Genomic DNA, 25,664 nt, shown 5'->3' on the forward strand with positions numbered 1-25,664 from the left:
GCGGTACCGCCGCACGTCCATGGTCGACACCAGATTGCCGATGTCGGGGTATCCCGTCGCCCGGATACCCCGACATCGGCGAGGTGGAGTGGATCATCCCCGGCCGGTCTGGCCTGGAGACCTACTCGCCTCGGATGGATCAGTAGACCGACAGGTGTACGTGGTTGGTGTGGGCGCTGGACGGGTCACTTCCCGCTCCGCTGTACGACTTCCACCCGCTGCTGGGCAGCCAGATCTGCCTGTACCAGATCACGTACAGGACGGCGAGCCGGTCGGCGTTGCGGATGAAGTACGCGGCCAGGTTGTTGCCGTACGTCTTGTCGCCGCCGGTGGCGTTCCCGCCGAAGCCGTTCTTCTGCGCGGCGAAGTCGCAGGCCCGGCCCTTCGGGTGTTCACCGGAGCCGCTCGGGCGGTGACAGGAGACGTACCGGGTGAAGCCAGCGGCCTTGGCCTGGTTGAGGGCGTGCAGGGTGCGCGGGGTGACGCAGCCGTTGGCGGGCGTGGGGTCGTTGATGCTGCACCTCTCCGACGGCCAGGAGCCATCGGAGTTGCGCGGCGCGGGTTCCGCGTTGGCGGTCGAGGTGCCCCGGTTGGAGCCGGTGTCGGCGGTGGTCTGCGGCTGGGGCGTGTTGGCCACGGTCAGGGCCCGTTCGGCCTGCTCCTTGCGCTTGGCCATCACCGCGACCTGCTTGCGCTGCTCGGTGACCTCGCCGTTCAGAGCGAGCTGGGTGCGATTGGCCTGGTCCTTGCTGGCGAGCAGGTCGCGCAGCACCTTGTCCTCGTTGGCAGCCACCGCGCCCAGTGTGGCGGCCCGATCCATGAAGCCGTCGGGGGTGCCGCTGTTGATCAGCGCCGCCACCGTGCCGAGCCGGCCTGTGCGGTAGGCCACGCCGGCGATCTCGCCGACCTTGCCGTTACGGTGGGCGAGCTCGACCTCGATGGTCTTCAGCTGGGTGGTGAGCTGCTTCTGCCGCTGCACAGAGGTGTCCAGGGCGCGCTTGGCGTCCAGGTAGCCCTTGCTGGCGGCCTCGAGTTGGGCTCGCAGCGCCGGAGTGCCGCCCTCTTCGTCGGAGTCGGGTGCTGCGGCGGCCCGCAGGCCGGTCGGGGGAGCGGCCGAGGCGGTGCCGGCCGGAAGCGCGATGCTGAGGGCGAACATCGCGACGATCAGTGCCGCAAGTCGGGCGGCGGGTGGTCGTGCTGGTGCCACTGCGCATGTCCTTCCGTCAGCCGCCGACCGGGTTAGCTGACGGGTTCGGGACGGAAGATCCCTACCGCTGACGCGGATGCACCCCAGGAACGTGGTTCCCCGGTTCGCCTACGTGGGCAATTAGGCGGCGACCGCCACCGGCGCCGGGAGGGCGCCGCCTGGTGGAGGCCGGGACCGAGCCTACCGGTGCAGGTGGGACCCGTGCAGCCGATGTGACGGACGGTGCGTGCGTCATCACCGGAACTCGCCTTACCACTCGATCGAGCCGCAGGACCCCGAGGTGGCGCCGGGCTCGATCTGCAACGTCGCGTGCTCGATCCGAAAGTCGTCGTGCAGGGCCGTGCGCGCCGCGGAGAGCACCGCGCCGACTTCCGCGCCGGGCGCCATGGTCAGGTGCGCGGAGGCCACCTCCATGCCCGAGGTGAGGGTCCAGACGTGCAGGTCGTGCACCTCGACCACACCGGGGACCGCAGCGAGCCGGTCGTGCACGGCGGTCACCTGGAGGTGCTCCGGGGCGGCCTGCACCAGGATGCGGACTGCGGCGCGTGCCAGCCGCCAGGTGCGCGGCAGGATGAACACGCCGATGGCGACGGCGACCAGTGGGTCGGCCCACCACCAGTCGGTGACGGAGATGAGCAGCGCCGCGCCGATCACACCGAGTGAGCCGAGCAGGTCGCCGAGCACCTCCAGGTAGGCGCCCTGAAGGTTGATGCTCTCTCGGGCTCCGGCGCGGAGCAGGGCGAAGGCACCGACGTTCGCGAGCAGGCCGAGCACGGCCACCGCGAGCATCGGGCCGGCGATGACCTCGTGTGGGGCACCGAAGCGGCTGATCGCCTCGATCACCACGTAGACCGCGACGGCGGAGAGCAGGACGGCGTTGGCGAGTGCGGCGAGCACCTCGAGTCGGTAGAGCCCGAAGGTGCGCTGCGGGTCGCCGGTGGCCCGCCGGGTCGCGGTGATCGCGGCGAGCGCCATCCCGATGCCGAGCACGTCGGTGAACATGTGGCCGGCGTCGGAGAGCAGAGCGAGTGAGCCGGTGTGCAGGGCGGCCACCGCCTCGACCACCATCAGGGTGGCGAGCAGCCCGAACGCCGCCCAGAGTCGGCCCCTGTGCTGGTGTGCGGCATTGGCGACCGACCCGTGGTGGTGGTCATGACCTGCGCCCACGAGATCCACCTTCCGCCGCCAGTCGGGACCCGGTCAAATGTATGTTCACATCGCTATGTATGCAAGTATTCGGGTCGACGGCTCACCCGGCAGGCCAGCCGTCACAGATCAGCCGGTCGGGTCGATGGTGGTGAGTCGCTGAGTGGCCCGGGAAAGCGCCACGTACAGGGTGCGTACCCCGGCACCCGGATCCGCCCGGATCTCGCTCGGGGCGACCAGCACCACCCCGTCGTACTCCATGCCCTTGGCCTCCAGGCTGGTCACCACCTGTAGGCGCGGCGCGTCGAGCGCGTCGAGCCAGCCGGCGACCTCGTCGCGGCGGGGGACCGGCGTGATCACCCCGACGGTGCCCTCCACCTCGGCCAGCAGACCGGCGGCCGCCTCCACGGTCGCGGTCTCCAGCCCCGTCGCGGGCACCACCAGCTCGACCGGATCAACCCCGGTGGAGCGGACGGCGGTCGGCAGCGGCAGGTCAGGGTAGAGCCGGCGGATCTCCGCCGCGGCCACTGCGAAGATCTCCGCCGAGTTGCGGTAGTTGGTGGTGAGCGTGAAATCGTGTCGCTTGCGCCGGCCCAGCGCCTGGTCGCGGGCCTGATTCAGTTCTTCCGGATCGCCGGTCCACGCGGTCTGCGCGGGGTCACCCACCACCGTCCAGGAGGCAAGCCGGCCACGCCGGCCGACCATCCGCCACTGCATCGGCGACACGTCCTGTGCCTCGTCCACCACGACGTGCGCGTAATCCCGGTAGTCCTCCGGACGCTCCCGGGCCGCAGCCCGGGCAGCCCGCTGCCGTTCGCCGAGGGTGCTCAGCTCGCGTACGCCGCCAGCCAGTTGGAACGGGTCGCGCCGGGCCCGAGCCGGCTTCGCCGGCTTGCCGAGCAGCGCGTCCAACTCGTCCAACAGCGCCACGTCGGCGATGGTCAGCCCGTCGGTGTCCAAGCTCCGGTACGCGGCGCTGAGCAGCCGGATCTCCGCGCCGGAGAGGATCCCGCTCGCATAGCGGCGCAGGCGGTCCGGCTGGGCCAGCCAGCCGAGCACGTGCCGAGGGTGCAACCGAGGCCACCACGCCTTGAGAAACTCCCGGAACTCGGCCCGCTCGGCGATCTCGCCCTCGAAGGTCCGCTGCTCCGGCAGCCTGATGCCCACTTCGCGGGCCTGTGCCCAGAGCGCGGCGAACACCCCGTCGAAGCCGGCCCGGCGCACCTCGTTGCGCCGGGCGCCCCGGTGCAGCGCGCGGTCCCGGATCCGGTCCAATTCGGCCCGCTCCAGTCGCAGCAGCGTGCCCCGGTAGAGCAGCCGCAGCTCACCCGGGCCGCCCGGCACCGCGTCGCGGGCCGCCCGCTCCAGCACGCGGCGCATCCGCAGTGAGCCCTTCACCGCCGCGACCTCGGGCGGGTCGGGTCGGGTGGCGGTCATCCCCGGGAAGAGAGTGCCCAGCGAGTGCAGGGTCGCGGTGTCCTCACCGAGCGACGGCAGCACCGAGGCGATGTACTCGACGAAGACCGACGAAGGGCCGACCACCAGGATGCCGCCGCCCGCGTACCGGCTGCGGTCGGAATAGAGCAGGAACGCCGCCCGGTGCAGGGCGACCGCGGTCTTGCCGGTGCCCGGGCCACCCGCGACGATCGTCACGCCGGAGCTGGGCGAGCGGATCGCCTCGTCCTGCTCCTGCTGGATGGTAGCCACGATGTCCCGCATGCCCCGGCCGGTGGCCTTGGACAGGGTGGCCAGCAACGCACCGTCACCGACGACAGTCATCCCCTCCGGGGCGGCGGTCGGGTCCAGCAGGTCGTCCTCGATCCGGGTGACCCGCTCGGCGCGGGACTGGATCGTGCGGCGACGCACCACGTCCAGCGGCTGCGCCGGAGTCGCCTGGTAGAAGGCGGCGGCGGCCGGCGCCCGCCAGTCGACGACCAGCGTGGTGGCGTCCTCGTCCCGGATGCCGAGTCGCCCGACGTGCAGCACCTGACGGTCGCGCAGGTCCAGCCGGCCGAAGACCAGCCCCTCGTACTCGGCGTCCAGGGTGTGCCGCCGCTGCGCCGCGTGGAAGACCATCGCGTCACGCTCGACCAGCGCACCGAACGTGCCCACGCGGGCCATCCGGTAGCCGTCGCGCTCGGCGCGGACCGCCGAGCGCCGCAGTTCAGCCAGTCGTGCGTACACCCGGTCGAGGTGTCGTTGCTCGACGGCAATCTCCTGCTCCAGGCCGGTCTGGTCGGTCAACGCACGCTCCTTCGAAGGTCGCCGGCAGGCGGCGGGAACCGCGCGGGCCAACCGCAGAAGGGTACGGCCCCGGGCCCGGCCCGCCGCGCCCGAGGTGCGGGAACGCGGTCAGGCACCCGTCCCAGCAGGGGTCACGCCGCGGATGCGGGGCGGTGATTCGGCGAGCACCTGGCGCAGGACGCCGGTGAGCGCGGCGTTGACCACGTCCGGCCGCTCCATCATCAGCATGTGCCCGGCACCCGGGCAGACGGTTAACTCGGTGGCCGGCAGGGCCCCGGCGATCGACTCGGCGCACGGCGGTGGAGTCAGCCGGTCCCGGTCGCCGACCAGGGCGGCAGCCGGCAGGTGAGCCAACGCGGCGAGGGTGTCCAGCCGGTGCTGAGTGCCGATGGACGCCCGGAACCCGCCGATAGACCGCAGCGAGGCACGGGCCACCGCCGACGTCACCAGGCGGATGTCGGCCGGCTCGCAGCGGTCACCGAAGAGCATCCACCGAATGCTCGGTTGCAGCGCGTTCAGCAGTGCCCGGGGCGCCCGCCACGAGCCGCAGCGGGCCAGCACGCCCGCACCTGTCGTCTCGGCCAGCCGGATCAGCCGGGCGATCCGCGGCGACAGCCCATAGACGGTGTGCGTGTGCCCCTCGGCGGTGGTCGAGACGAAGACCAGCCCGGCCGTACGGGCGGCGAAGTGCGCCCGGTGGCGGTGGGCGTACTCCATGATCGTCATGCCGCCCATCGAGTGCCCGACCAGGACGACCGGCCCGGTCGGCGCCACCGCGTCGATCAACGCGGCCAGGTCGTCGCCGAGTTGGGCCAGGGTGGCCGTGGGCAGCGCCATGCAACTGGACCGGCCATGCCCCCGCGCGTCGTAGGTGACCACCCGCACCGCCCCGCCGAGCGGTGCCGTGGTGAGCGCGTCGACCTGCCGGTGCCAGGCGCGCCCATCCAGCGTCCAGCCATGCAACAGGATGGCGGTGACCGGGGCGTCCGTCGGCCCCGCCGCCTCGACGTTGAGCCGTACGCCGTCCGGCAGACCGACCTCGAACCGCTCCGGCATCGCCACCTCCCAGGGCCGCCCGGCACCACCAGTACCGGGGTACCCGGTGGTAACACCGGCTACCCGCCATGACGCCACGCCAATCGCCCCGTGGCTAACATTCCCGACCTCACCCGTGGTCGCCGGCGGCGGGCCAAGCTGTACGGCATGGGGTCGTCGGGTGCGCCCATGGGCGAGACGTCGGGGCAGGGGCGGCAGGCTGGCGGGACGCCCCGCGCCGCGCTGGCTGACCTGCTCGCCGGTAATCGGCGGTTCGTCAGCGGCCAGCCGGTGCACGGGCACGACGTCACGGCGGCCGCGGCTGCCGCCTCCGGCGACCAGCAGCCGTACGCGGTAGTGCTCGGCTGCATCGACTCGCGGGTGCCGTTGGAGGCGATCTTCGACCAGACCTTCGGCGCGATCTGCGTGATCCGTACCGGTGGGCACGTGCTCGATCGCGCGGTGTGCGGGTCGATCGAGTACGTGGTCGGCCAACTCGGCGTACCGCTGGTGATGGTCCTCGGTCACGAGCGGTGCGGCGCGGTGGGTGCCACGGTGGACGCGCTGCGCACCGGGGAGCGCCCCGGGGGCTCGCTGGCGCACCTGGTCGACGAGATCGCCCCGGCGGTGACCGAGGCGGGGCTCGGCGACCCGGCGGTGCTGCCGCTCGCGATCCGCCGGCACGTCCGGCGCACCGTGCACACCCTGCGCGAGGATGACCTGCTGGCCGGGCCGGTCGCCGCCGGTCGGGTGGCCGTGGTCGGCGGCCTCTACGACCTGGCCACCGGAGAGGTCGCGCTGCTCGATGCGGGCTGAGCCTGCCTGCTCTGCTCGCTGTGGGCGGAACCTGCCGGGACGCGAAACCGCCCGCCGGGAACTCCCGGCGGGCGGTTTCGATGATGCGGTGGGAAAGAGGCTCAGCCCTCGAAGACGCCGGCCGCGACCAGGCGCTTCTCGGTGGCCTCCCAGCCGTCACCCGGGTGGGTGGCAGCCAGGTTGTTGATCTCGGCGCGGATCTTTGCGGCGTGGCCGGCGGCGGCCAGCACGCGGATCTCCTCGACGAAGGCGTCGGAGTCCGTGCGCAGGTGCGCGGTCTTGCCGTTGGTCAGGTTCCGCACGTAGGCGTGCTTGCCGCCGTTGAGCGGGATGAGGTACTTGAACTCGCCCAGCACGCTGAGGGCGCCACCCTGGCCAGCCTGGCCGGCCCGGACGGACGCGCGCGCGGTCTTAGAGGTGTTGCTCGCCACGGAGGTACTCCTTGCAAGACGTACGGGAGGACTGGACGTCCGGGGGCTGTGTGCGGGCCACACTGCGCTCGGCCCGCGAAGGTGTAACGCGGCATAAGCCGCCGGTGGAACTGTACAGGACCACGACATCATGCTGGTCGTCGCGGTGTCCTGAGAGGCAACGGCGGCCACCCGTCCGGCTATTCCAGCCGGCGTTTTTTCCGATTCCCTGGCGCACCACGCGCCACACGAGTCATCATGTGTTGCAGCAGCCACCTGGGTGGACGAGGTCGTAGGGGAAGACGCACCTCGCTCTCCGGGAGGTCACCGTGCCAACGCGTGGCGTCGTATACGTCCACTCGACCCCACTCGCCGTGTGCTCGCACGTCGAGTGGGCGATCGCGCGCGTCCTAGCCGCGCCGGTCAACCTGCAGTGGACGGCTCAGCCCGTCGACCCCGGCGCACGCCGGGCCGAGTGCGGGTGGACCGGTCGTCCGGGGACGGGCGCCGAGCTGGCTGCTGCCTTACGGCAGTGGCCCATGATCCGTTTCGAGGTCACCGAGGAGCCGAGTCCCGGCGCCGACGGTGAGCGTTTCATGTACGTGCCGGCCCGTGGTCTGTTCCGGGCCACCGTCGGCGTGGCTGGCGACATCCAGCTCGGCGAAGACCGGCTGCGGGCGTTGATGGCCGCCTCCCGGGCACCAGAGGCGCTGGCGCATGCCTTGGACAAGGCGCTCGGCACCGCGTGGGACGCTGACCTTGAGCCCTACCGGTACGCCGGCGACGGTGCCCCGGTGACCTTGCTCACCCGGGTCGGTTGACCCGGAGGCGTGCGAGTCGGGCCACCTGCACGCATGCCGTCGTTGGGGGGTGTCCGGGCGGTAAGGTCAAGTTGCCCCGATAAGGGGGAACTGGTGGGATAGGCGGCGTGTCGAATCGCCCGTGGCGCGCCCGTGTCGGTGTCGCCGCCCTGACCGTCCTGCTCGTCTCCAGCTGCTCGGGTACCGCGGACCGCCCGGCCCCGACGCCCGCTCCGACCGGCACCTCCGTCGGCCCGAGCGCCCCCGCGACGCCACCGGCGGACGACCCCGCCGCCCGTGCCGCGGCGCTGGTGGCCACGCTGTCCGACGAAGACCTGGTCGGCCAGGTGCTGATGCCGTACGCCTACGGCGACTCGGCGACGAAGGTCTCAGCCGGCTCAGCGGCCGGTAACCAGGCGCTGGCCGGCGTCGACACTCCCGCCGACATGATCGCCAAGTACCGACTGGGCGGCCTGATCCTGGTCGGCTTCAGCGCCGACGACCCGACCAAGGGCAACCAGGAGACCACGAACGTCGACAATCCGAAGCAGGTGCACGAGCTCACCACCGGGCTGCGGGCCGCCGCCGGTCGGCTCGCCGCCGGCTCCGCGCCACTGCTGATCGGCACCGACCAGGAGTACGGCGTCGTCACCCGGGTGACCGACGGGGTCACCGTGCTGCCCAGCGCCCTCGCGGCGGGCGCCGCCGGCGACCCGAAGCTCACCGAGGCCGCCTGGCGCGCCGCCGGCACCGAGTTGGCCGCGATGGGAATCAACGTCGACTTCGCCCCGGTGGCCGACGTGCTGGCCACCCGCAGCACCGTGATCGGCTCCCGTTCGTACGGCGCCGACCCGAAGCAGGCCGCCGCGCAGGTGGGCGGTGCCGTCCGTGGTCTGCAGGCGGTGGGAGTGGCTGCCACCCTCAAGCACTTCCCCGGGCACGGCCACAGCGCCGACGACTCGCACCAGGATCTGCCGGTGCTCACCCAGTCCGCCGCGGAGTTGCAGAGCGGTGCCTGGCCGCCGTTCACCGCAGGGATGGACGCCGGAGCGATGGCGGTGATGTCCGGTCACCTGGACGCGCGCGCGATCGACCCGGGAACCCCGGCGACCTTCTCGCACAAGCTGCTCACCGACGTGCTGCGCGGCCAGCTCGGCTTCAAGGGCGTGGTGATCACCGACGGGATGAACATGCCGCCCGCGAAGCGCTGGGCTCCCGGCGAGGCGGCGGTCCGGGCGCTGAACGCCGGCAACGATCTCATCCTGATGACCCCGAACGTCGGTCAGGCGTACGACGGGCTGCTCGCCGCGCTGCGCGGCGGGTCACTGCCCCGGGCCCGGCTGGTCGAGGCGGTCACCCGGGTGCTGACCATGAAGTTCCGGCTCGCGGAGCTTCCCACCCCGCAGATGTCCACGCTCAACACCCCGGCTCACCGCGCGGCGGCCGACGCGCTGGCTGCCGCCGCCGTCACCGTGCTGCGGGGCACCTGCGGGGGCGCGGTACGCGGGCCGATCACCGTCACCTCCTCCGGTGGTCGGGATGGCACCCGGGCCACGCTCACCGCCGCACTGACCGCCGCCGGGGTGCAGGTCAAGGCCAGTGGTGGCACGATCGTGCACCTGGTGGGCTACGGCGACGGGGCCAGTGACCTGCGCGCCGACGCTGCGCTCACGGTCGCCATGGACACCCCGTACGTGCTGGCTGACGCGAAGTCCCCGACGCTGCTCGCCACCTACTCCTCCAGCCGGGCGTCGATGACCGCACTGGCCGCCGTGCTGGCCGGCAAGGCTCGCCCGGGCGGTCGGTCCCCGGTGGCCGTGCCCGGCCTGCCGGCCACCACCTGCACGAACTGACCGGTCGCCGCGGACGGGTCAGCACCCGCCCTCGGCCGTCGGCCGGTCGCTGGCATCCCCGCCGGTCGGCTCCGGGTGGCGAGGCAGGTCGTCCGTGCCCGGCCGGGTGGGCGGTCGACGTGTTGCCGGTGGGCGCAACAGCCGCAGCGGCGTACCGCCGACCGTGGCCGGCGACATCGGCGGCGGGTCGGCGCTGGCCACCGTGCGGGCGAGCAGCGCGGCCAGCCCGGCCCGGGTGGCGACGACCAGCAGGCGATCGGTGCGTACCAGGGGCCGCCGTTGCGGCAGAGACCAGATGGTCTGCCCAGCACGCCCGGTCCGCATCGCGATCACCCGGGCTTCGCGCGGCCGGCTGACCTGCGGGCAGGAGCGGCCTTCAAGGTCGGAGCCGGCACCAACCGGCAACTCGGCGACCAGCAGGACCCGCCGCCCCACCGAGATCGTGTCGATCACCTCTCGGCCCATCATGGCCGCGGCGAACGCCGGTGCGGCCAGGTACGAGACGCTTCGTGAGTGGTTGATCCCGAAGGCGCGTTGCACCCGAGACGCGAACCCCTCGTCGAACAGCCGCAGCACCACCCGCAGCGGGGCGGCCACCCCACCATTGGCTGCCCTGTGCGGCGAACGACCGAGCAGTGCGGTCTCCAGGTTGGTCACGTCGTCGGCGCAGAGCACCACCAGCGCCCGGCAGGTCGAGACGGACGCCGCCCGCAACGTCTCCGGGCTGGTCGCGTCCCCGATCAGGAACGGCACGCCCAGTTCGCGGGCTACCGCCACTCCACGAGCGGTCGGTGCCCGATCCACCGCCACCACGGTCACACCGAACGAGTGCAGCTCCTGCACCACCCGGGTGCCGACGTTGCCCAGCCCGACCACGATCACGTGGTCGTCGAGCGGGTCGGTGAGCCGACCGGCCGCGACCGCCAGCCGGGCCCGTACCACCGAATCGACCACCAGCGCCGTCACCGTGGGGACCAGGGCCACGCCGGTGATCACCAGGAGCAGGGCGGTCAGCTTCTCCATCAGTGACCCGGTCGGGTCCGCTTCCGCGCTGCCCAGGGCGGTGAGCAACGTCAGGTAGCCGGCCTGCACCGGGTCCAGGTCCCGGGCCTGCCCGAGCAGCACGCTACCGACGGCGAGCAGCGCGGCCGAAGCACCCAGCGCCCAGCGCAGGCGTCTGCTGAGGATCAGCCGGGCGGTCCGCAGCAGACGGCGGCGAGGTCGGGCACGGACAGGACGCCGCCGGCCGTACGCCCGTACCAGCACCAGGTCAGCGGAATCCTCGTCCTCCGGCAGGGTGATCAGCTCAGGGCCCCTGGTGTCGGCAAGCGCGCAGACCACGTCAGTGGTTCCTGGGTCGAGCGCGTCCCGGCTCGCCGTCCGCAGCAGCTCGTCATCGGGCAGCCGAATAAGGGTCGGCGTGTCGTCGCCCAGCGTGGCCGCGACGAACGCGGGCGCGGCGATCTCCGAACCGGACAGAACCGCGCAGTCGCCAAGCATGGTGGCCACGCCCTCGCCGAGCACCGGATTGAACAGGCGAACGACGATCCGAACGTCCGGATCGAACTCCCGGATGATCAACGCGGCGTCCACGTTGGCCACATCGTCGGCACTGACAAGCGCGACCGCCGCGGCAGCCCGTACGCCGGCCCGGTCCAGGACTTCGGCGGTCAGCCGGCGGGCCACCACCACCTCGGGCCGTGGGCCTACCACATCGGCGTCCGATGCCAGCTCGGCGATGTCCGGTGCGTGGTTGTCGGTCAACGATGGCAGCAGGGCGGTGACCGCGACGCCGTACCGGTCGACCAGTTCGGTGATCAGTCGGCGGGCCAGAGCGTTGTCGCCGCAGACGACGAACCGTCGACCGGACTCCGGATCGATGCCGTCCGCGCTGTCGTCGGGCACGCCCGCATGGTAGCCGTTGCTGACCACGCAGCCGATCCCGCGCTGATCGGCACGGTCGACGAGAAATCGGGTGGCCCCGCCCCCGGCCGGTCTGACAACCTCCCTGGATGGGAGCAGCCGAGGGATTCCGGTACGTGGTACGGGCGGACGGCACAGTGGTGATCACGCACCGCGAACGGGTGGCCGGCACGCTGCGTGGTGCCCGGGCAGCGGAGTTTCTCGCTGAGGTGGATGACGACCCGCAGTTGGTGATGGCCCGGTGGACCGGCAACTACCGCCACGGCAACGAGCGCACCGCGAAACAGCACCCCCGCAACCGAGCCTGAACGACGAAAAGGGCCCCTTCTCGATGAGAAGGAGCCCTTTCCTGACGTCCAAAGCGGGATTCTGCCGTGTGCGCCCGGCACGGCGGCCAGCGCCTGGGCGGTCCTCCCGCGAGTCTTCGCAGGCCTCAGGGCCGCACGAAGACGAGAGCCACGTTGTGGCCGCCGAAGCCGAACGCGTTGTTCAACGCGGCCGGAACCTCCATGTGGCGGGCTTTGTGAGCGGCGACATCCATGGTGAGGCCGGGCTCCGGGTCCTCGAGGTTGATCGTCGGAGGGACGATGCTGTCGCGGATGGCCAGGATGGTGGCGATCGACTCCAGCGCACCGGCCGCACCGAGCAGGTGACCGGTCATCGACTTCGTCGCGGACAGCACCGGGTGGTCGCCGAGCGCCTTCCGCAGCGAGTCGATCTCCATGAGGTCGCCGGTCGGCGTGGACGTGGCGTGCGTGTTGACGTGCACGATGTCGGTCTTCGCCAGATCCGCGTCTGCGATCGCCTTCGTGATCGCCCGAACCTGGCCCTCCGAGTGCGGCTGCACGATGTCGTACGCGTCGGAGGTGATGCCGGCGCCGGCGAGGCGCGCGTAGACCCGGGCACCCCGGGCTGCGGCGTGGTCGGCCCGCTCCAGCACCACGATGCCGGCGCCCTCGCCGAGGACGAAGCCGTCCCGGCCCCGGTCCCATGGGCGGGAGGCGCGCTCCGGCTCGTCGTTGCGGGTCGACATGGCCCGCATCGAGCTGAAGCCGGCGATTGGCAGCGGGTGGATGACCGCCTCGGTGCCGCCGGCCACCACCACGTCGGCCCGGCCGGAGCGGATGATGTCCAACCCGAGCGAGATCGCCTCTGCGCCGGTCGCGCAGGCGCTGGCCACCGCGTGCACCCCGGCCTTGGCGCCCAGCTCCAGACCGACCCAGGCGGCCGGACCGTTCGGCATCAGCATCGGGATGGTGTGCGGGGAGACCCGCCGCGGCCCGGACGCTTCGAGGATGTCGTCCTGGGCGAGCAGGGTGGTGGCACCGCCAATGCCGGAGCCGACGCTGACGGCCACCCGTTCCCCATCGAGGTCGGAGCCGGCGAGGCCGGCGTCCGCCCAGGCCTGCTGCGCCGCGATGATCGCGATCGCCTCAGAACGGTCCAGTCGGCGCAGTCGGACCCGGTCCAGCACCTCGGACGGCTCCACGGCCAACTGGGCGGCGATCCGGACCGGCAGTTGCTCGGCCCACTCCTGGGTGAGGGCACTCACCCCGGAGCGGCCGGCGAGCATGGCGTCCCAGGTCGACGCGACGTCCCCGCCAAGCGGGGTCGTCGCGCCGAGCCCGGTGACGACGACGTCAGGACGACTCATGATCAGGACTGCGCCGCGATGTAGCTGACAGCGTCACCGACGGTCTTGAGGTTCTGCACCTCGTTGTCCGGGATCTTGACGCCGAACTTCTCCTCGGCGGCCACCACGACCTCCACCATGGAGAGCGAGTCCACATCGAGGTCGTCGGTGAAGGACTTCCCCTCGGCCACGTCGTCCGGGTTCACCCCGGCAACCTCTTCGAGGATCTCGGCGAGGCCGGTGGTGATCTCGTCACGGGTCATTGCGGTTGGTTCCTTTCATCGGGGTTGTCCAACGGACGGCGTCGCCGACCGCCACTCCTCGACGCGTACGCGCCCGAGGGGGTCTTCAGGGGCAGCGGACGACCTGACCGGCGTAGGTCAGGCCACCGCCGAAGCCGAACAGCAGCACCGGCGCGCCCGAGGGCACCTCCCGGCGCTCGACCAGCTTGGACAGGGCCAGCGGCACGCTCGCGGCAGAGGTGTTGCCGGACTCGACGATGTCCTTCGCGATGATCGCGTTGGGGATGTTGAGCCGCTTGGCGATGCCATCGATGATCCGGGCGTTGGCCTGGTGCGGCACGAAAGCGGCCAGCTCCGACGGGTCGACCCCGGCCCGCTCGCAGGCCTGCAGGGCGAGTGGCGCCAGCTCGGTGGTGGCCCAGCGGAACACCGCCTGCCCCTCCTGCTGGACGTACGGGCGCCAGCCCTCGATGCGGACCGCGTCGCTCTTCTCCGGCACCGAACCCCAGACCACCGGGCCGATCCCAGCCGGCTCGTCGTCGGCGGTGGCGGTGACCACCGCGGCACCGGCACCGTCCGCGAAGATGATGCAGGTGGAGCGGTCGGTCCAGTCGGTGAAGTCGGAGAGCTTCTCCGCGCCGATGACGATCGCGTTGCGCGATGCCCCGGCCCGGATGGCGTGGTCGACGGTGCCCAGCGCGTACGCGAAGCCCGAGCAGGCGGTGTTGAGGTCGAACGCACCAGGCGCGGTGATGCCCAGCTTCGCGGCGACCCGGCAGGCCACGTTGGGGCTGCGGTCGATCGAGGTGCAGGTGGCGACCACGACCAGGTCGATGTCGGCGGCGGTCAGGCCCGAGTTGGCCAGTGCCTTGCCGGCGGCGGCAGCGGCCATGTCAGCCACCGTCTCGCTGTCGGCGATCCGCCGGCTGACGATGCCGACCCGGTCGCGGATCCACTCGTCGTTGGTGTCGACGAGCTGAGCGATGTCGTCGTTGGTCACCACCCGGGAGGGCTGGTAGTGCCCCATCGCGACGATGCGACTGCCAGTCATGAACGACCTCCGATGCGGGCGATCAGGTCCCGTGCGGCCGGCAGGTCGTCCGGGGTCTTCAGGGTGACGATCTCCGGGGCGCCGTCGCCCTTGAGTTCCCGCTTCACCAGCCCGGCGAGGGTGCCGGCCGGTGGCAGCTCGATCACGCCGGTGACCCCGAGGTCGGCCAGCGTACGCATGCACAGGTCCCAGCGCACCGGCGCGGTGACCTGGCGCACGAGGCGCCGCACCATCTCCGGGCCGTTGTCGACCGCGGTGCCGTCGAGGTTCGACAGCAGGGTCCGGGCCGGGTCGGCGGGGGTGATCCCGGCGGCGACGGCGGCGAGCGCGGTCTCGGCCGGGGCCATGTACGGGGTGTGGAATGCGCCGGCCACCTGGAGCCGGACGATCTTGGCCTTTGCCGGCGGCGCGGCGGCGAACTTGTCGAGCCCGTCCAGGGAGCCTGCGGCGACGATCTGCCCGGCGCCGTTGCGGTTGGCCGGGTAGAGCCCGTGTGCCTCGATCGCGGCGAGCACCTCGTCGGGGTCGCCGCCGAGCACCGCGGCCATTCCGGTCGGCTCCAGCGCGCAGGCGGCGGCCATCTCCCGGCCGCGTACGCCGGCGAGGGTGATCGCGGCTTCGGCCGTCAACACACCGGCCAGGGCGGCTGCACCCAACTCGCCGACGCTGTGCCCGGCGGTGAGCGCGACACCGTCCAGTGGCAGGTGCTCGCCCGCGAGCAACGCCGCAGCGACCAGCAACGGCTGGGTGCGGGCGGTGTCCTTGATTTCGTCGGCATCGGCGGCGGTGCCCAGGTGCATCAGGTCAACCCCGGCCAACGCCGACCACTCGCGCAGCCGCGCCTCAGTGCCGGTCAGGTCGAGCCAGGGAGTCAGGAAGCCGGGTTTCTGAGAACCCTGGCCGGGACTAAGTACGGCGAGCACGCCTATGACTCTCCCGGATAAGTGCGGGTAACGCTGTGCCGCCTCCGACCAAACCACACTAGGACCTTTGGAGGTTTCCTACAAAGATCGGCGGGGATCATCCTCATTTTGGGCGGTTTTCCGGGCAGCCGGGGTCATTGTCTGAGTCGGGACAGGCGAGGTGGCCGGGGCGACCGGATCCAACCGACCCACGGTCAGCGCGACCTGAAGCGCGAACGCGTCCCGGGGGGACAGCGGCGAGAAGCCGGTCACCTCGGCGATCCGTCGCAGCCGGTAACGCACCGTGTTCGGGTGGACGAACAGCGCGCGGGCGGCGCTCTCCAGCGTGCCACCGGCGGCCAGGAAGGCGTCCAGGGTTGCCAACAGTTCCCCACCAGCGCGCACCAGGGTCGCGTACACGTCGTGCCGCAGCCGTCGACGAGCCTCCGCGTCGCCGGCGAGGGCCCGCTCCGGCAACAGCTCGGCGGCCGGCACCGGACGGGGGGCACTGGGCCATGCCGGCGCCGCCCGGAAGCCGGACAGCGCCGCCCGTGCCGACTCGGTCGCCTCGTCCAGACTGGGTACGGCCGGACCGACCACCACCGGCCCGTCGCCGAACGCGCTCAGCATCTTGGCGGTGGCGGTCAGCGGGTCCGCCGCGCCGCCCAGCACGATCACCAGCCGGTCGCCGTGCACCCCGCCGATCACCTCCACGCCGATTCGGCGGGCCTGCCGGTAGACCACATGCAGCACCGCGGAGACCTCGCCACCGGGGGAGCGACCAACCGCCACCGCCACCGGCGGCGCGTCCGCCCAACCGAGCGCGGCGGCCCGACTTGCCAGCACGTCTGGCGAATCACCGCGCAACAGCGCGTCGACCAGCAGGGCCTGCAACCGGGCGTCCCACGCGCCACGTGACTCCGCAGCCCGCGCGTACACCCTGGCGGCGGCGAATGCGATCTCCCGGGAGAAACGCAGCACCGCTTCGCGCAGTTGCTGCTCCTCGCCCTCGGCGGCCAGGTGCGACACCTGCTCCTCGACCACGTCGATGGTCACCTTGATCAACGCCACGGTCTGCTGGAGGGTGATCGACCGGGCCAGCGCCTGCGGGGCGGCGGCGAAGACCTCGTCCGAGACTTCCTGGGTGCTGTCCGCCGTGCCGCCGCCCTCGCGCAGCCACTGCACCAGCGACCGGGCGCCCGCCTGGGCCACCAGCATCACCCAGGAACGCTGATCGGCCGGCAACGCCCGGAACCACGGCAGTGTCTCGTCCATCCGGGCCACGCTGGAGGTGGCCAACGCCCCCGCCGAACGCTCGATCCGGCGCAGCGTGGCCGCCAGCTCTCCACCGCCGGGCGTCCTCACCGCCCTAGCCTGACACGTCATGAGCAGGCCATCCACGTCGGCATCGGCCTCGGGCGGGGTCGCAGCCGCCCCGAGCGGCTCAGCTGGGTCGGACCGCCCGCCACCGTCGGCGCGAGTTCGCCCGCCGGCTCACGGTTGCGGGGGGATGGGCAGTCCGATCTCCTGGGCCAGGATCGCGGCCTGCACCCGGCTGCGCAGATCAAGCTTCGCCAGGATCCGGCTGACGTGCGTCTTGGTGGTGCTCTCCGCCAACACCAGCCGGTCGGCGATCTGCTGGTTGGACAGGCCCAGGCCGAGGCAGGCCAGCACGTCACGCTCGCGCGGAGTGAGGGTGCCCAGCGCGGCCCGGGTGTCCGCCGACGCTCCCGGTGCGGTGGCCGCGAAGGCGGTGATCAACCGGCGGGTCACCGCGGGGGCGATGAACCCGTCACCGCGCGCCACCGTACGCACCGCGGTCACCAGACCATCGGCGTCGGTGTCCTTGAGCAGGAACCCGGCCGCCCCGGCGCGCAACGCGCCGAAGACGTACTCGTCGAGGTCGAAGGTGGTGAGCACCAGCACGTCGGCGAGCACGTCGGTGACGATCTCCCGGGTCGCGGAGATCCCGTCGCGGCGGGGCATGCGGACATCCAGCACCGCCACGTCCGGGCGCAACTCCCGACACAGCCGCACCGCCTCGTCGCCGTCGGCCGCCTCGCCGACCACGTCGATGCCCGGCACGCTGCCCAGGATCAGGGCCAGTCCGGCCCGTACCGCCGGTTGGTCGTCGGCGAGCACCACCCGTACCGTCGCCACGCCCCCGTGGTCCGGTGACCGCGCTGGCCCGGTCACCCGCCCTCCCCGGTGGGCAGCGCGGCTCGGACCTGCCAGCGGCCGTCCTGAGGGCCGGCGGTGAACCGACCGGCCAGCAGCGTGGCCCGTTCCCGCATCCCGATCAGCCCGGCTCCGGCGCCCGGCAACCCGGCCCCGTCCCGGCGCACCGGGTTCTCCACCGTCACCACCACCTCCGCCGGCCGGTACGCGATCGTCAGCTCCGCCTCACCCGTGCCGTGCTTGAGCGCGTTGGTCAATGACTCCTGCACGATCCGGTACGCGGCGAGGTCCACCCCCACCGGCAGCGGCCCCGGCGTCCCATCAGTGCGAACCCGTACCGCGAGGCCGGCGGCCTGGATCCGCTCGACCAACCCGTCCGCCTCGGCGAGCCGCGCGGTGACCGCCTCCGGCGCAGCCGTGCCGTCGCCTGTGCGGGCCGACCCACCGCTGGTCCCCGGCTCGCGCAGCAGTTCGATCATCTGACGCATCTCCGCCAGGCCCTGCACGCTGCTCTCCCGGATCACCTGCAACGCCGAGGAGACCTGGTCGCGATCCAGCCCAGGCACGGACAGCACAGCGGTGGCGTGGATGGCGACCGCGCTGAGGTGGTTGGCGACCACGTCGTGCAGTTCCCGGGCCATCCGGGCCCGTTCGGCGCTGACCGCCTGCCGGCGGTCCAACTCGACCAACCGGGCGGTCTGCTCGGCCCGCGCCCGCTCGGCGGCGGCCTGGTCGCGGTACTGCCGCACGCTGATCCCGGTCAGGACCGGCAGCAGCCCGGCGAGCACCACCAGCACCCCGACGGTGACCCCACGCCAATTGCCGAAGACGAGCACGCCGACTACCGCACCGATCAGGCTCAGGCCGATGGTCACCCGCAGCAACCACCGCCACAGCCGTGGCGGGCCGTACACGCAGGCGTCGTAGAGCACCTGGGTGTAGACCAGGATCGTCCCCAGAGAGTTGCCGAGCGCGGTGTCCACGACGAGCGCCCCGGTGCCTACGGCCAGGCTGGTGCGGGGGGCGACCCGGCGCATGCCCACCGCCACGCACATCGCCAGCAGCGGCGGCAGGAACAGCGCCGACGGCACGCCCGTGTTCGGACGGACCTGCGGCTGCCAACCCAGGGCGTACAGCACCAGGCCGCCGACGAGTGACGCGCCGGCGAGCGCGAGGTCGCGACCCAGGGTGCCGGAGCCGAGCCACGGTGGCGGTCGCATGCCCACGATCCCACCACAGACGCCGACGCTCGGACACCGACCGGAGGAGGAGCCCGATGGCACCGACATGCGCCGAAAGGGGTACGCGCATCGTGTCCCGGCAGAGCGAGAATGATCATCATGACTGATCTGGACACCATGGCCGCGCTGGCCCGTGAGATCGATGCGACCTGCCGGCTGACGGGCACGTTCGTGCTCCGCTCCGGCCGGACCGCCGACGAATACTTCGACAAATATCGCTTCGAGGCGGATCCCCGCCTGCTGGACCGGGTGGCAGCCCAGTTGGTGCACCTGGTTCCGTCGGACACCGAGGTGCTGGCCGGGCTGGAGATGGGCGGCATCCCGGTGGTGACCGCCCTCGGTCGGCACACCGGGCTGCCGTGCGCCTTCGTCCGCAAGACCGCGAAGCCGTACGGGACGGCCCGGCTGGCCGAGGGGGCCGAGCTGGTCGGGCGGCAGGTGCTGGTGGTCGAGGACGTCGTCACCTCCGGCGGCCAGGTGGTCATCTCCACCGGCCAACTACGCGAGTTGGGCGCCCGGGTGGAGCACGCCCTCTGCGTCATCGACCGCGTCGAGGGTGGGGAGGAGGCGCTCGCCGGTCATGGCGTGGCGCTGCGGGCGCTCTTCAACCGCGCGGACCTGGAGGCACACCGCACCCGCTGACCGTCGGTCCGCCCCGGCTGCGGCTTCTCCGGGTGAACAGCGCGGGAAGAAGCTGTGAACTGCGCTACCGGATCCCGCGCTCACCGTCGTCTTCGGGGACTGGCCGGTGCTGACCCCAGGTACGCTGCGCGCGGCCCGTCGGTCCCGGCCAGTACGGTGACAGGGCACGTCGGGTGGAGCACCGGCGGGTGAGGCGAGCGTGAGGAGACCGGGAATGGCGCACGGGGAGGCCGAGCACGGCTGCGCCCAGGGCGAGCCCTGCCGGCCGGGGCACGACCCGCAGGCGGCTGGCAAGCAGCGTCGGCCGGTCGGCGGCGCGCCATCGCACCCGGTGGAGCCGCTCGCTGGCCGGGCCGACGACGAGACCGCTGTCCCGCGCCAGCGTTCCGCGGAGCCCAGCGCCCTCGCCGAGCCCGACATCGACGTCCTCGCTGGTTGCCTTAGCGAACTACCTGGGTGGGCCGGGGCACATCGGCACGGCCCGGTCCGGCCGCGTCCGCGGGCCACCCGCCGGGAGCGCCCACCGCGCCGCTGGTGCTGAGCACCGCCACAAGGGTGAGTGATCCGCGCGGGTTGTCTGGCCGGCGCGGCTGACACCCGCCGACCGGAGCGGGTCAGCGGGTGCGACGGATCAGCGGGTGCGACAGCAGGTCAGCGGGTGCGACGGCGGATCAGCAAGGCGATCCCGGCGAGGCCGACCGTGATGGTCAGCATGACCCCGACGTTGAGCAGCAGCAGGTGCTGCAAGTCGCCAAGGGCCTCGTCGAGGTCCTTCGCGGGGTCGAGCGTGTCTTCCGGGAGCACCCGCTCGCCGCCGCCCACGCCGCCGCTGACCGTGTCGAACTGCCGCTCCAGCGGCACACCGGCGGTGCGCAGGGTCTCGTTCATGCTGAGCCGACCCAGGAACCAACCGGCGCTGGTCTTACGGCCGTCCGGCTGCTTCGCCGGCCGGTAGACCCGCGGGCCACCGACCGCCTTGGGATAGAGGTCGTACGTCTGCTTCGGCGTCTCGCCGGCGAGCACCACGACCGTGTACTTCGGACCGAGGTCGGCTGGCTTCGGGCCGGTCCGCATGCCGGTGCGAGCGAGGAAGTTGACCTGGTCGATGACCGCGCCCACGTGAGTGGGCTGCGTGTCCATGCGTAAGCGCAGCGACGTGGCCAGCCCTACGCCCGTGATGTCCACCCCGGCCGGTGCGGGAGTCGGCGCTGCCGATGCCGGGCCGGCGGTGCCGAGCGACAGCAGCGCCATCGCCAGCGTGCCCGCCAGCACGGCGGCCAACCGCCTCATCTGTCGGACCATCCCGCCTCCTCGCCCCGTTCGATGGATGGCTTCGTTGTGACGCCTGGACCGGTCTGCCGGTGCGGCGCCGACCGGATGGTCGAGGCCCACTCCTACAGACTCCGCAGAACGTCGATGAGTTGCAGCTTGTGGAACAGTAATTGGAACTATCTGCGATGTCTGCTCGACTAAAGAGGAGCCGATTGATCAGCGGGCGGATCGTACCCTTACGGAGGGGTTCATGGGGGGCAGGGTTACACGTGCGGCGCGAGTTGTGCCAGTGGTGCTCGGCGTGGCGTTCGGTGTGTCGTTCCTGGTGCCGGCGACTCCGGCCGCCGCGCACAACTCGCTGACCGGCAGCAATCCGCGCGACGGCGCCCGGGTGGCGACGGCACCCACCCAGATCGAGCTGCGGTTCCTGGCCAAACCAGCACCCGCAACGACGAAGATCACAGTAACGGGACCGGACAATGTGGTTGCTGGCGGCCCACCGGCTTTCGACGGCAAACGCGTACGTGTGCCGTTCAAGCCGGCCGCCGCAGGGCTCTACATCGTCGGCTACCAGCTCGCGTCCAGCGACGGGCACCCGGTGAAGGGTGAGGTGCGGTTCACCCTCACGAAAGGCACCGCAGCCGACCCGTCCGCGAGCCCGTCCGCCCTGTCATCGGCCGGCGGTGAGATCGCCCCGACGTCGGGCGGCAGCCCGACGTCGGTCGTGCCGCTGGCGCAGGAGAGCGCCGAGTCGGGTCACCGCTGGTGGCTCTGGGCACTCGGCGCCCTGGTGCTGCTCGCGGCCCTGGTGGGCGGGTTCCTGTTCCGCCGCCGGGCCACCCGCGGCTGAGCCCCCACTCACACGCCTGCCCGACTCCAGGGCACCGCGGTGCGGAGGGTGCGGCCGGCGGCGTCAGCTGACGCCGCGAGGCCGGTGCGGGGGCCCTCAGACCAGGCGGAGTCGGGCGGCGCGCATCCGGGTCAGGGTGCGCTCGCGACCGAGCACCTCCAGCGACTCGAACAGCGGCAGGCCCACGGTGCGGCCGGTGACCGCGACCCGTACCGGTGCCTGCGTCTTGCCGAGCTTGAGACCACGCTCCGCGCCGACCGCCTCCAGCGTCGACTTCAGCGATTCGGCATCCCAGGACTCCAGCGCCTCGAACGCAACGATGGCGGCGTCCAGCAGCTCGGCCGAGCCGTCCTTCATCGTCTTGGCCCAGGCGGCCTCGTCGATCAGCGGCGAGGCCAGGAAGAGGAAGTCGACGTTCGGCACGATCTCGCTGAGCACCGCGAGCCGGGTCTGGGCCAGCGGGGCGAGCGCGGCGAACGCGTCGGCGTCGAACTCCTCCGGCTGCCACGGCGGCGGCGCGATGGTCTCGGTGCCGGTCAGCCACGGCTGGCAGGCGTCGATGAACTCGGCCACCGACAGCGCGCGAATGTACTCACCGTTGAACGCGCGCAGCTTCTTCTCGTCGAAGAACGCGGAGGAGAGGTTGACCTCGTCGAGCCGGAACTCGTCCTCGATCACCGACCAGGGCACGATCTCCCGGTCCCCGGAGGGTGCCCAGCCGAGCAGCATCAGGTAGTTGCGCATCGCGCCAGCGAGGTAGCCCTCATCGCGGTACGCCTCCAGGGCGACCTTGTCCCGGCGCTTGGAGAGCTTCTGCCGCTTCTCGTTGACCACCACCGGCACGTGCGCCCAGATCGGGGGCTTGACCCCGAGCGCGTCCCAGAGCAGCTGCTGCTTGGGGGTGTTGGGTAGGTGCTCCTCGGCCCGGATCACATGGGTGATCCCCATGGTCATGTCGTCGACGACGTTGGCCAGCAGGAAGACCGGCGAGCCGTCGCCCCGAGCGATGACGAAGTCCTCGATGAGCTTGTTCTCGAAGGTGGGCTCACCGCGGATCAGGTCGACCACCACGGTCGTGCCCTCGTCGGGCGTACGGAAGCGCAGCGCGTGCCCCACACCGGGGCCCAGGTTGCGGTCGCGGTGGTAGCCGTCGTAGCCCTGGTACTGCGAGCCGGTGCGGGCCTGCACGTCCTCGCGGGTGCAGTCGCAGTAGTAGGCGCGGCCGGACTCGTAGAGGCGGGTGGCTGCGGCCCGATGCTCGCCGGCGTTCTCCGACTGGAAGTGCGGGCCCTCGTAGCTGCCCCGGGAGATGCCGATCCAGTCCAGGGCGGAGAGGATGCCCTCGGTCCACTCGGGCTTGTTGCGCGCCGCGTCGGTGTCCTCGATGCGCAGCACGAACACCCCGCCCTGCTGCTTGGCGTAGATCCAGTTCTGCAGCGCCGAGCGGGCACCGCCGACGTGGAACATACCGGTCGGGGAAGGGGCGAAGCGCACACGTACCGTCACGTCCCCCAGCCTACGGCGAGCGTCGAAGGGTTTCCGCCACGGCCCCTGACTTACGGGACCGAGCGGATCTTGACGACCAGGGCGCTGCCGATCAGCGTGACCACGGCGGTGACCGCGTAGAGCGTGGGGTAACCGCCCAGGTACACCACGAGCGGCGCGGAGAGCGCCGGGCCGAGCACCTGCGGCGCGGAGTTGGCGATGTTGATGACGCCGAGGTCCTTGGCCCGATCGGTGGCTCGGGGCAGCACCTGGGTGATCAACGCGGCGTCCACCGAGAGGTAGACGCCGTAGCCGGCGCCGAGCAGCAACGCGGCGACGATCGCCATCGGCCAGACCGGCGCGACCGCGAGCAGCAGTGCGGCCACCGCCATGATCAGCCCAGACGTGATCACGTAGATCTTGCGGCGACCCGAACGGTCCGACATGCGGCCGGCGACCACCGCGGTCAGCATCATGCCGAGCGTGTAGAGCAGGATCAGCACGAGTAGGCCACCCTCGGGATCGGGGTGGCGAACCCCGTCGGTGAGGAAATACAGCAGGTAGAGGGTGCCCAACGCGTTGCCGAGCTGGACCAGGAACCGGGTGATCCAGGCCCAGGCGAAATCCGGGTGCCGGCGCGGGCTGATCCACATCGAAGCCAGCAGCGCCCGCGTCCGCAACACCGGCCGATGCGTACGCGGCAGCGGTTCGTCGGGGGTGAGCAGCGCGAACGGCAGCGACAGCAGCAGGATGGCCGCCGCGATGGCCAGGTAACCGGCGGCGTTGCCGGTGACCACGGCGGTGACCAGCACCGCGCCGAGCACCAGCCCGAGCGCCTGCGGGATGCCCACCCAGCCCGAGACGCCGCCGCGCTGCGCCACCGGCACCCGATCCGGGATGGCCGCGGCGAGGCTGGCCAGCATGGCGTTGAAGCAGACCTGTGCGGCGACCCAGCCGAGGGCGACGCCGAGGATGGTCCGCTGCTGGGCCAGCAGCACCAGGGCCGCCGCGCCGAGCAGGGCCCCGCCCGCGGTCCAGACGTGCCGGCGACCGAATTCCCGGCCGGCCACCCGCAGGCAGGTCCGGTCGGAGAACGCGCCCGCGAGGGGGTTGGCGAGCACCGCGGCCAGCGCACCGAGGCCGGTCACCACCGCCAGCATGTTCTCCTTGTCGCCCGGCGCGATCAGCTCGATCTGTTGCGGCAGCAACACCTGGATGGGCGTGAAGAACGCCATCCAGACACCGAGGTTGGCGGCGAAGATCAACCCGATCCAGCCGCGTCGCACCGGCACGGTTGGCTCGGCGAGCGCGGCCGGCAGCGACGCCGGCGTCGGGTCGAGGGTGGTCACCGCAGCAACCCGTCCCGGGAGGCCGCGATCACGTCCCGCAGCCAGGTGTACGAGGACTTCGGCGTACGGGTCTGGGTGGCGTAGTCGACGTGGACCAGGCCGAAGCGTTTGGTGAAGCCCTCGGCCCACTCCCAGTTGTCCAGCAGCGACCAGACGAAGTACCCGCGCACGTCGACTCCGTCGTCGAGGGCGGTCCGGACCGCCCGCAGGTGCCCGTCGAGGTACGCGATCCGCTCCGGATCGGCCACCTGCCCGTCCGCGTCCGGTGCGTCGTCGTACGCGCAGCCGCTCTCGGTGATCTCGATGGGCGGCAGCGCGTCACCGTACGTGTCGTGCAGCCAGCGGAGCAGCTCGTGCAGCCCGTCGGGGGCGACCGGCCAGTCGAAGGCGGTACGCGGGTAGCCGTCCAGCGCGACGAGGTCGAACGGCAGAGGCGAGCTTTCAGCGGCGGCCCGTACCCCTGTGGGGTTGTAGTAGTTGACCCCGAGCACGTCGATCGGTGCGGCGATCGTGTCGAGGTCGCCGGGGTGGACGACGCCCGGGTCGAAGCCGGGCAGCTCCGGGTAGCCGCGGCCGAGCAGCGGGTCGGTGAAGAGCCGGTTGTGCAGCACTTCGTACGCGGCCCCGGCGGCCCGGTCGGCGTCGCGGTCGCCGAGCACCCGGACGGGCGAGTAGTTGTTGGCGATCGCCACCGGGCTGGCGGTGCGGGCCCTCAGTGCGGCGACCGCGAGACCGTGCCCGAGCAGTTGGTGGTGGGCGACGGGAAAGGCGTCGAAGAGCAGCGTCCGGCCGGGAGCGTGCTCGCCCATGCCGTAGCCGAGGCTCAGGTGGATAAAGGGTTCATTCAGGGTGATCCAGAGCCGGACCCGGTCGCCGAGTCGGGCGGCGGTCAGATCGGCGTATTCGGCGAAGCGGGCGGCGGTGTCGCGGTGCAGCCAGCCGCCAGCGTCTTCGAGGGGTTGCGGCAGGTCCCAGTGGTAGAGGGTCGCCACCGGGTCGACGCCAGCGGCCAGCAAGTCGTCCACCAGTCGGTCGTAGAAGTCCAGGCCGGCGGCGTTGGCCGGGCCGGCGCCGGTGGGCTGCACCCGGGGCCAGGCGATGGAGAAGCGGTATCCGGAGACGCCCAGCCCAGCCAGCAGCGCCACGTCCTCGCTGTGCCGGTGGTAGTGGTCGCAGGCCACGTCGCCGCTGCTGCCGTCGCTGATGCGGCCGGGGGAGTGGGCGAAGGTGTCCCAGATGGACGGACCGCGCCCATCGGCGGTGACGGCACCCTCGATCTGCTGGGCCGATGTGGAGACCCCCCAGCGGAAGCCGGTGGGGAACTGGGGCATCGGTGCGGTCGACATGCGCCCTCCCGCTCAACGTGAAACGTGTTCGGGACTTTA

23 protein-coding genes, 1 pseudogene and 1 riboswitch are annotated in these 25,664 nt (G+C 71.9%); of the genes and pseudogenes, 7 read left to right on the forward strand and 17 right to left on the reverse strand.

Features of this window, described 5'->3' with window-relative positions; all coding sequences use genetic code 11:
• Positions 1-139: 139 nt before the first annotated feature.
• The 4 genes from ACLQ28_RS22820 to ACLQ28_RS22835 form a co-directional block, all read right to left on the reverse strand.
• Positions 140-1,207, reverse strand: coding sequence for a coiled-coil domain-containing protein (locus tag ACLQ28_RS22820; RefSeq protein WP_425688311.1), 1,068 nt, complete (start codon positions 1,205-1,207; stop codon positions 140-142).
• A gap of 5 nt (positions 1,208-1,212) precedes the next feature.
• A riboswitch (cyclic di-AMP (ydaO/yuaA leader) is annotated at positions 1,213-1,344 on the reverse strand.
• Between the two features lie 112 nt (positions 1,345-1,456).
• Positions 1,457-2,374, reverse strand: coding sequence for a cation diffusion facilitator family transporter (locus ACLQ28_RS22825; protein WP_425688312.1), 918 nt, complete (start codon positions 2,372-2,374; stop codon positions 1,457-1,459).
• A gap of 108 nt (positions 2,375-2,482) precedes the next feature.
• On the reverse strand, positions 2,483-4,597 hold the full coding sequence (locus tag ACLQ28_RS22830) for a HelD family protein (RefSeq protein WP_425688313.1): 2,115 nt from the start codon (positions 4,595-4,597) through the stop codon (positions 2,483-2,485).
• A 108-nt stretch (positions 4,598-4,705) separates the two neighbouring features.
• On the reverse strand, positions 4,706-5,653 hold the full coding sequence (locus ACLQ28_RS22835; RefSeq protein WP_425688314.1) for an alpha/beta fold hydrolase: 948 nt from the start codon (positions 5,651-5,653) through the stop codon (positions 4,706-4,708).
• 168 nt (positions 5,654-5,821) lie between these two features.
• Between ACLQ28_RS22835 and ACLQ28_RS22840 the strand changes: the two genes are divergently transcribed.
• Positions 5,822-6,448 carry a carbonic anhydrase gene (locus tag ACLQ28_RS22840; RefSeq protein ID WP_425688406.1) on the forward strand — a complete coding sequence of 209 codons (627 nt, stop codon included), beginning with the start codon at positions 5,822-5,824 and terminating at the stop codon, positions 6,446-6,448.
• 101 nt (positions 6,449-6,549) lie between these two features.
• Here ACLQ28_RS22840 and ACLQ28_RS22845 read toward each other — a convergent pair whose 3' ends face one another.
• Positions 6,550-6,879 carry a hypothetical protein gene (locus tag ACLQ28_RS22845; RefSeq protein ID WP_030330285.1) on the reverse strand — a complete coding sequence of 110 codons (330 nt, stop codon included), beginning with the start codon at positions 6,877-6,879 and terminating at the stop codon, positions 6,550-6,552.
• A gap of 308 nt (positions 6,880-7,187) precedes the next feature.
• Here ACLQ28_RS22845 and ACLQ28_RS22850 point away from each other — a divergent pair, with 308 nt between their 5' ends.
• Positions 7,188-7,679 carry a DUF3145 domain-containing protein gene (locus ACLQ28_RS22850; RefSeq protein WP_091409261.1) on the forward strand — a complete coding sequence of 164 codons (492 nt, stop codon included), beginning with the start codon at positions 7,188-7,190 and terminating at the stop codon, positions 7,677-7,679.
• Positions 7,680-7,777: 98 nt separating this feature from the next.
• On the forward strand, positions 7,778-9,511 hold the full coding sequence (locus ACLQ28_RS22855; protein WP_425688407.1) for a glycoside hydrolase family 3 protein: 1,734 nt from the start codon (positions 7,778-7,780) through the stop codon (positions 9,509-9,511).
• An 18-nt stretch (positions 9,512-9,529) separates the two neighbouring features.
• Here ACLQ28_RS22855 and ACLQ28_RS22860 read toward each other — a convergent pair whose 3' ends face one another.
• The gene (locus tag ACLQ28_RS22860) at positions 9,530-11,416 is read right to left on the reverse strand and encodes a potassium channel family protein (RefSeq protein ID WP_425688315.1); all 1,887 of its coding nucleotides are present in this window, start codon (positions 11,414-11,416) and stop codon (positions 9,530-9,532) included.
• 107 nt (positions 11,417-11,523) lie between these two features.
• On the opposite strand from ACLQ28_RS22860, the gene ACLQ28_RS22865 reads away from it, so the two are divergent.
• Complete coding sequence (locus ACLQ28_RS22865; protein WP_425688316.1) at positions 11,524-11,742, forward strand: hypothetical protein; 219 nt, start codon at positions 11,524-11,526, stop codon at positions 11,740-11,742.
• Positions 11,743-11,867: 125 nt separating this feature from the next.
• Here the strand turns inward: ACLQ28_RS22865 and fabF are convergent, their stop codons facing one another.
• The 7 genes and pseudogenes from fabF to ACLQ28_RS22900 form a co-directional block, all read right to left on the reverse strand.
• Positions 11,868-13,088: a beta-ketoacyl-ACP synthase II gene (fabF, locus tag ACLQ28_RS22870; RefSeq protein ID WP_425688317.1), complete on the reverse strand. Its 1,221-nt coding sequence runs from the start codon at positions 13,086-13,088 to the stop codon at positions 11,868-11,870.
• Between the two features lie 2 nt (positions 13,089-13,090).
• Positions 13,091-13,330: an acyl carrier protein gene (locus tag ACLQ28_RS22875; protein WP_030330276.1), complete on the reverse strand. Its 240-nt coding sequence runs from the start codon at positions 13,328-13,330 to the stop codon at positions 13,091-13,093.
• Between the two features lie 85 nt (positions 13,331-13,415).
• The gene (locus ACLQ28_RS22880; RefSeq protein ID WP_425688318.1) at positions 13,416-14,360 is read right to left on the reverse strand and encodes a beta-ketoacyl-ACP synthase III; all 945 of its coding nucleotides are present in this window, start codon (positions 14,358-14,360) and stop codon (positions 13,416-13,418) included.
• A 5-nt stretch (positions 14,361-14,365) separates the two neighbouring features.
• Positions 14,366-15,283, reverse strand: a pseudogene (locus tag ACLQ28_RS22885) (ACP S-malonyltransferase); the annotation flags it as partial.
• A 78-nt stretch (positions 15,284-15,361) separates the two neighbouring features.
• Positions 15,362-16,648 (reverse strand): PucR family transcriptional regulator, encoded by a 1,287-nt coding sequence (locus ACLQ28_RS22890; protein WP_425688319.1) that lies wholly within the window; start codon positions 16,646-16,648, stop codon positions 15,362-15,364.
• Between the two features lie 108 nt (positions 16,649-16,756).
• Entirely contained in the window at positions 16,757-17,458 is a 702-nt protein-coding gene (locus ACLQ28_RS22895; protein WP_425688320.1) for a response regulator, read from the reverse strand.
• Positions 17,455-18,660 carry a sensor histidine kinase gene (locus ACLQ28_RS22900; RefSeq protein WP_425688321.1) on the reverse strand — a complete coding sequence of 402 codons (1,206 nt, stop codon included), beginning with the start codon at positions 18,658-18,660 and terminating at the stop codon, positions 17,455-17,457. Before ACLQ28_RS22900 ends, ACLQ28_RS22895 begins: the two co-directional genes overlap by 4 nt.
• Before the next feature lie 120 nt (positions 18,661-18,780).
• Between ACLQ28_RS22900 and ACLQ28_RS22905 the strand changes: the two genes are divergently transcribed.
• Together ACLQ28_RS22905 and ACLQ28_RS22910 are read left to right on the forward strand one after the other, a co-directional pair.
• Positions 18,781-19,323, forward strand: coding sequence for an orotate phosphoribosyltransferase (locus ACLQ28_RS22905; RefSeq protein ID WP_425688322.1), 543 nt, complete (start codon positions 18,781-18,783; stop codon positions 19,321-19,323).
• A 214-nt stretch (positions 19,324-19,537) separates the two neighbouring features.
• Positions 19,538-19,864 (forward strand): hypothetical protein, encoded by a 327-nt coding sequence (locus tag ACLQ28_RS22910; protein WP_425688323.1) that lies wholly within the window; start codon positions 19,538-19,540, stop codon positions 19,862-19,864.
• 110 nt (positions 19,865-19,974) lie between these two features.
• On the opposite strand, the gene ACLQ28_RS22915 is transcribed toward ACLQ28_RS22910, so the two are convergent.
• Entirely contained in the window at positions 19,975-20,625 is a 651-nt protein-coding gene (locus ACLQ28_RS22915; RefSeq protein WP_425688324.1) for a hypothetical protein, read from the reverse strand.
• 220 nt (positions 20,626-20,845) lie between these two features.
• Between ACLQ28_RS22915 and ACLQ28_RS22920 the strand changes: the two genes are divergently transcribed.
• Positions 20,846-21,445, forward strand: a complete 600-nt coding sequence (locus tag ACLQ28_RS22920; RefSeq protein WP_425688325.1) for a copper resistance CopC family protein — start codon at positions 20,846-20,848, stop codon at positions 21,443-21,445.
• 96 nt (positions 21,446-21,541) lie between these two features.
• Here ACLQ28_RS22920 and gltX read toward each other — a convergent pair whose 3' ends face one another.
• From gltX to ACLQ28_RS22935, 3 genes are read right to left on the reverse strand one after another with little or no spacing between them, the layout of a single operon-like run.
• Positions 21,542-22,951 carry a glutamate--tRNA ligase gene (gene gltX / locus ACLQ28_RS22925; protein WP_425688326.1) on the reverse strand — a complete coding sequence of 470 codons (1,410 nt, stop codon included), beginning with the start codon at positions 22,949-22,951 and terminating at the stop codon, positions 21,542-21,544.
• 50 nt (positions 22,952-23,001) lie between these two features.
• On the reverse strand, positions 23,002-24,279 hold the full coding sequence (locus ACLQ28_RS22930) for an MFS transporter (RefSeq protein ID WP_425688327.1): 1,278 nt from the start codon (positions 24,277-24,279) through the stop codon (positions 23,002-23,004).
• The gene (locus tag ACLQ28_RS22935) at positions 24,276-25,625 is read right to left on the reverse strand and encodes a GH1 family beta-glucosidase (protein WP_425688328.1); all 1,350 of its coding nucleotides are present in this window, start codon (positions 25,623-25,625) and stop codon (positions 24,276-24,278) included. The genes ACLQ28_RS22930 and ACLQ28_RS22935 overlap by 4 nt, the downstream gene beginning before the upstream one ends.
• Positions 25,626-25,664: the final 39 nt, after the last annotated feature.

The organism is Micromonospora sp. DT201, assembly GCF_049841575.1.
Classification (GTDB): Bacteria; Actinomycetota; Actinomycetes; order Mycobacteriales; family Micromonosporaceae; genus Micromonospora.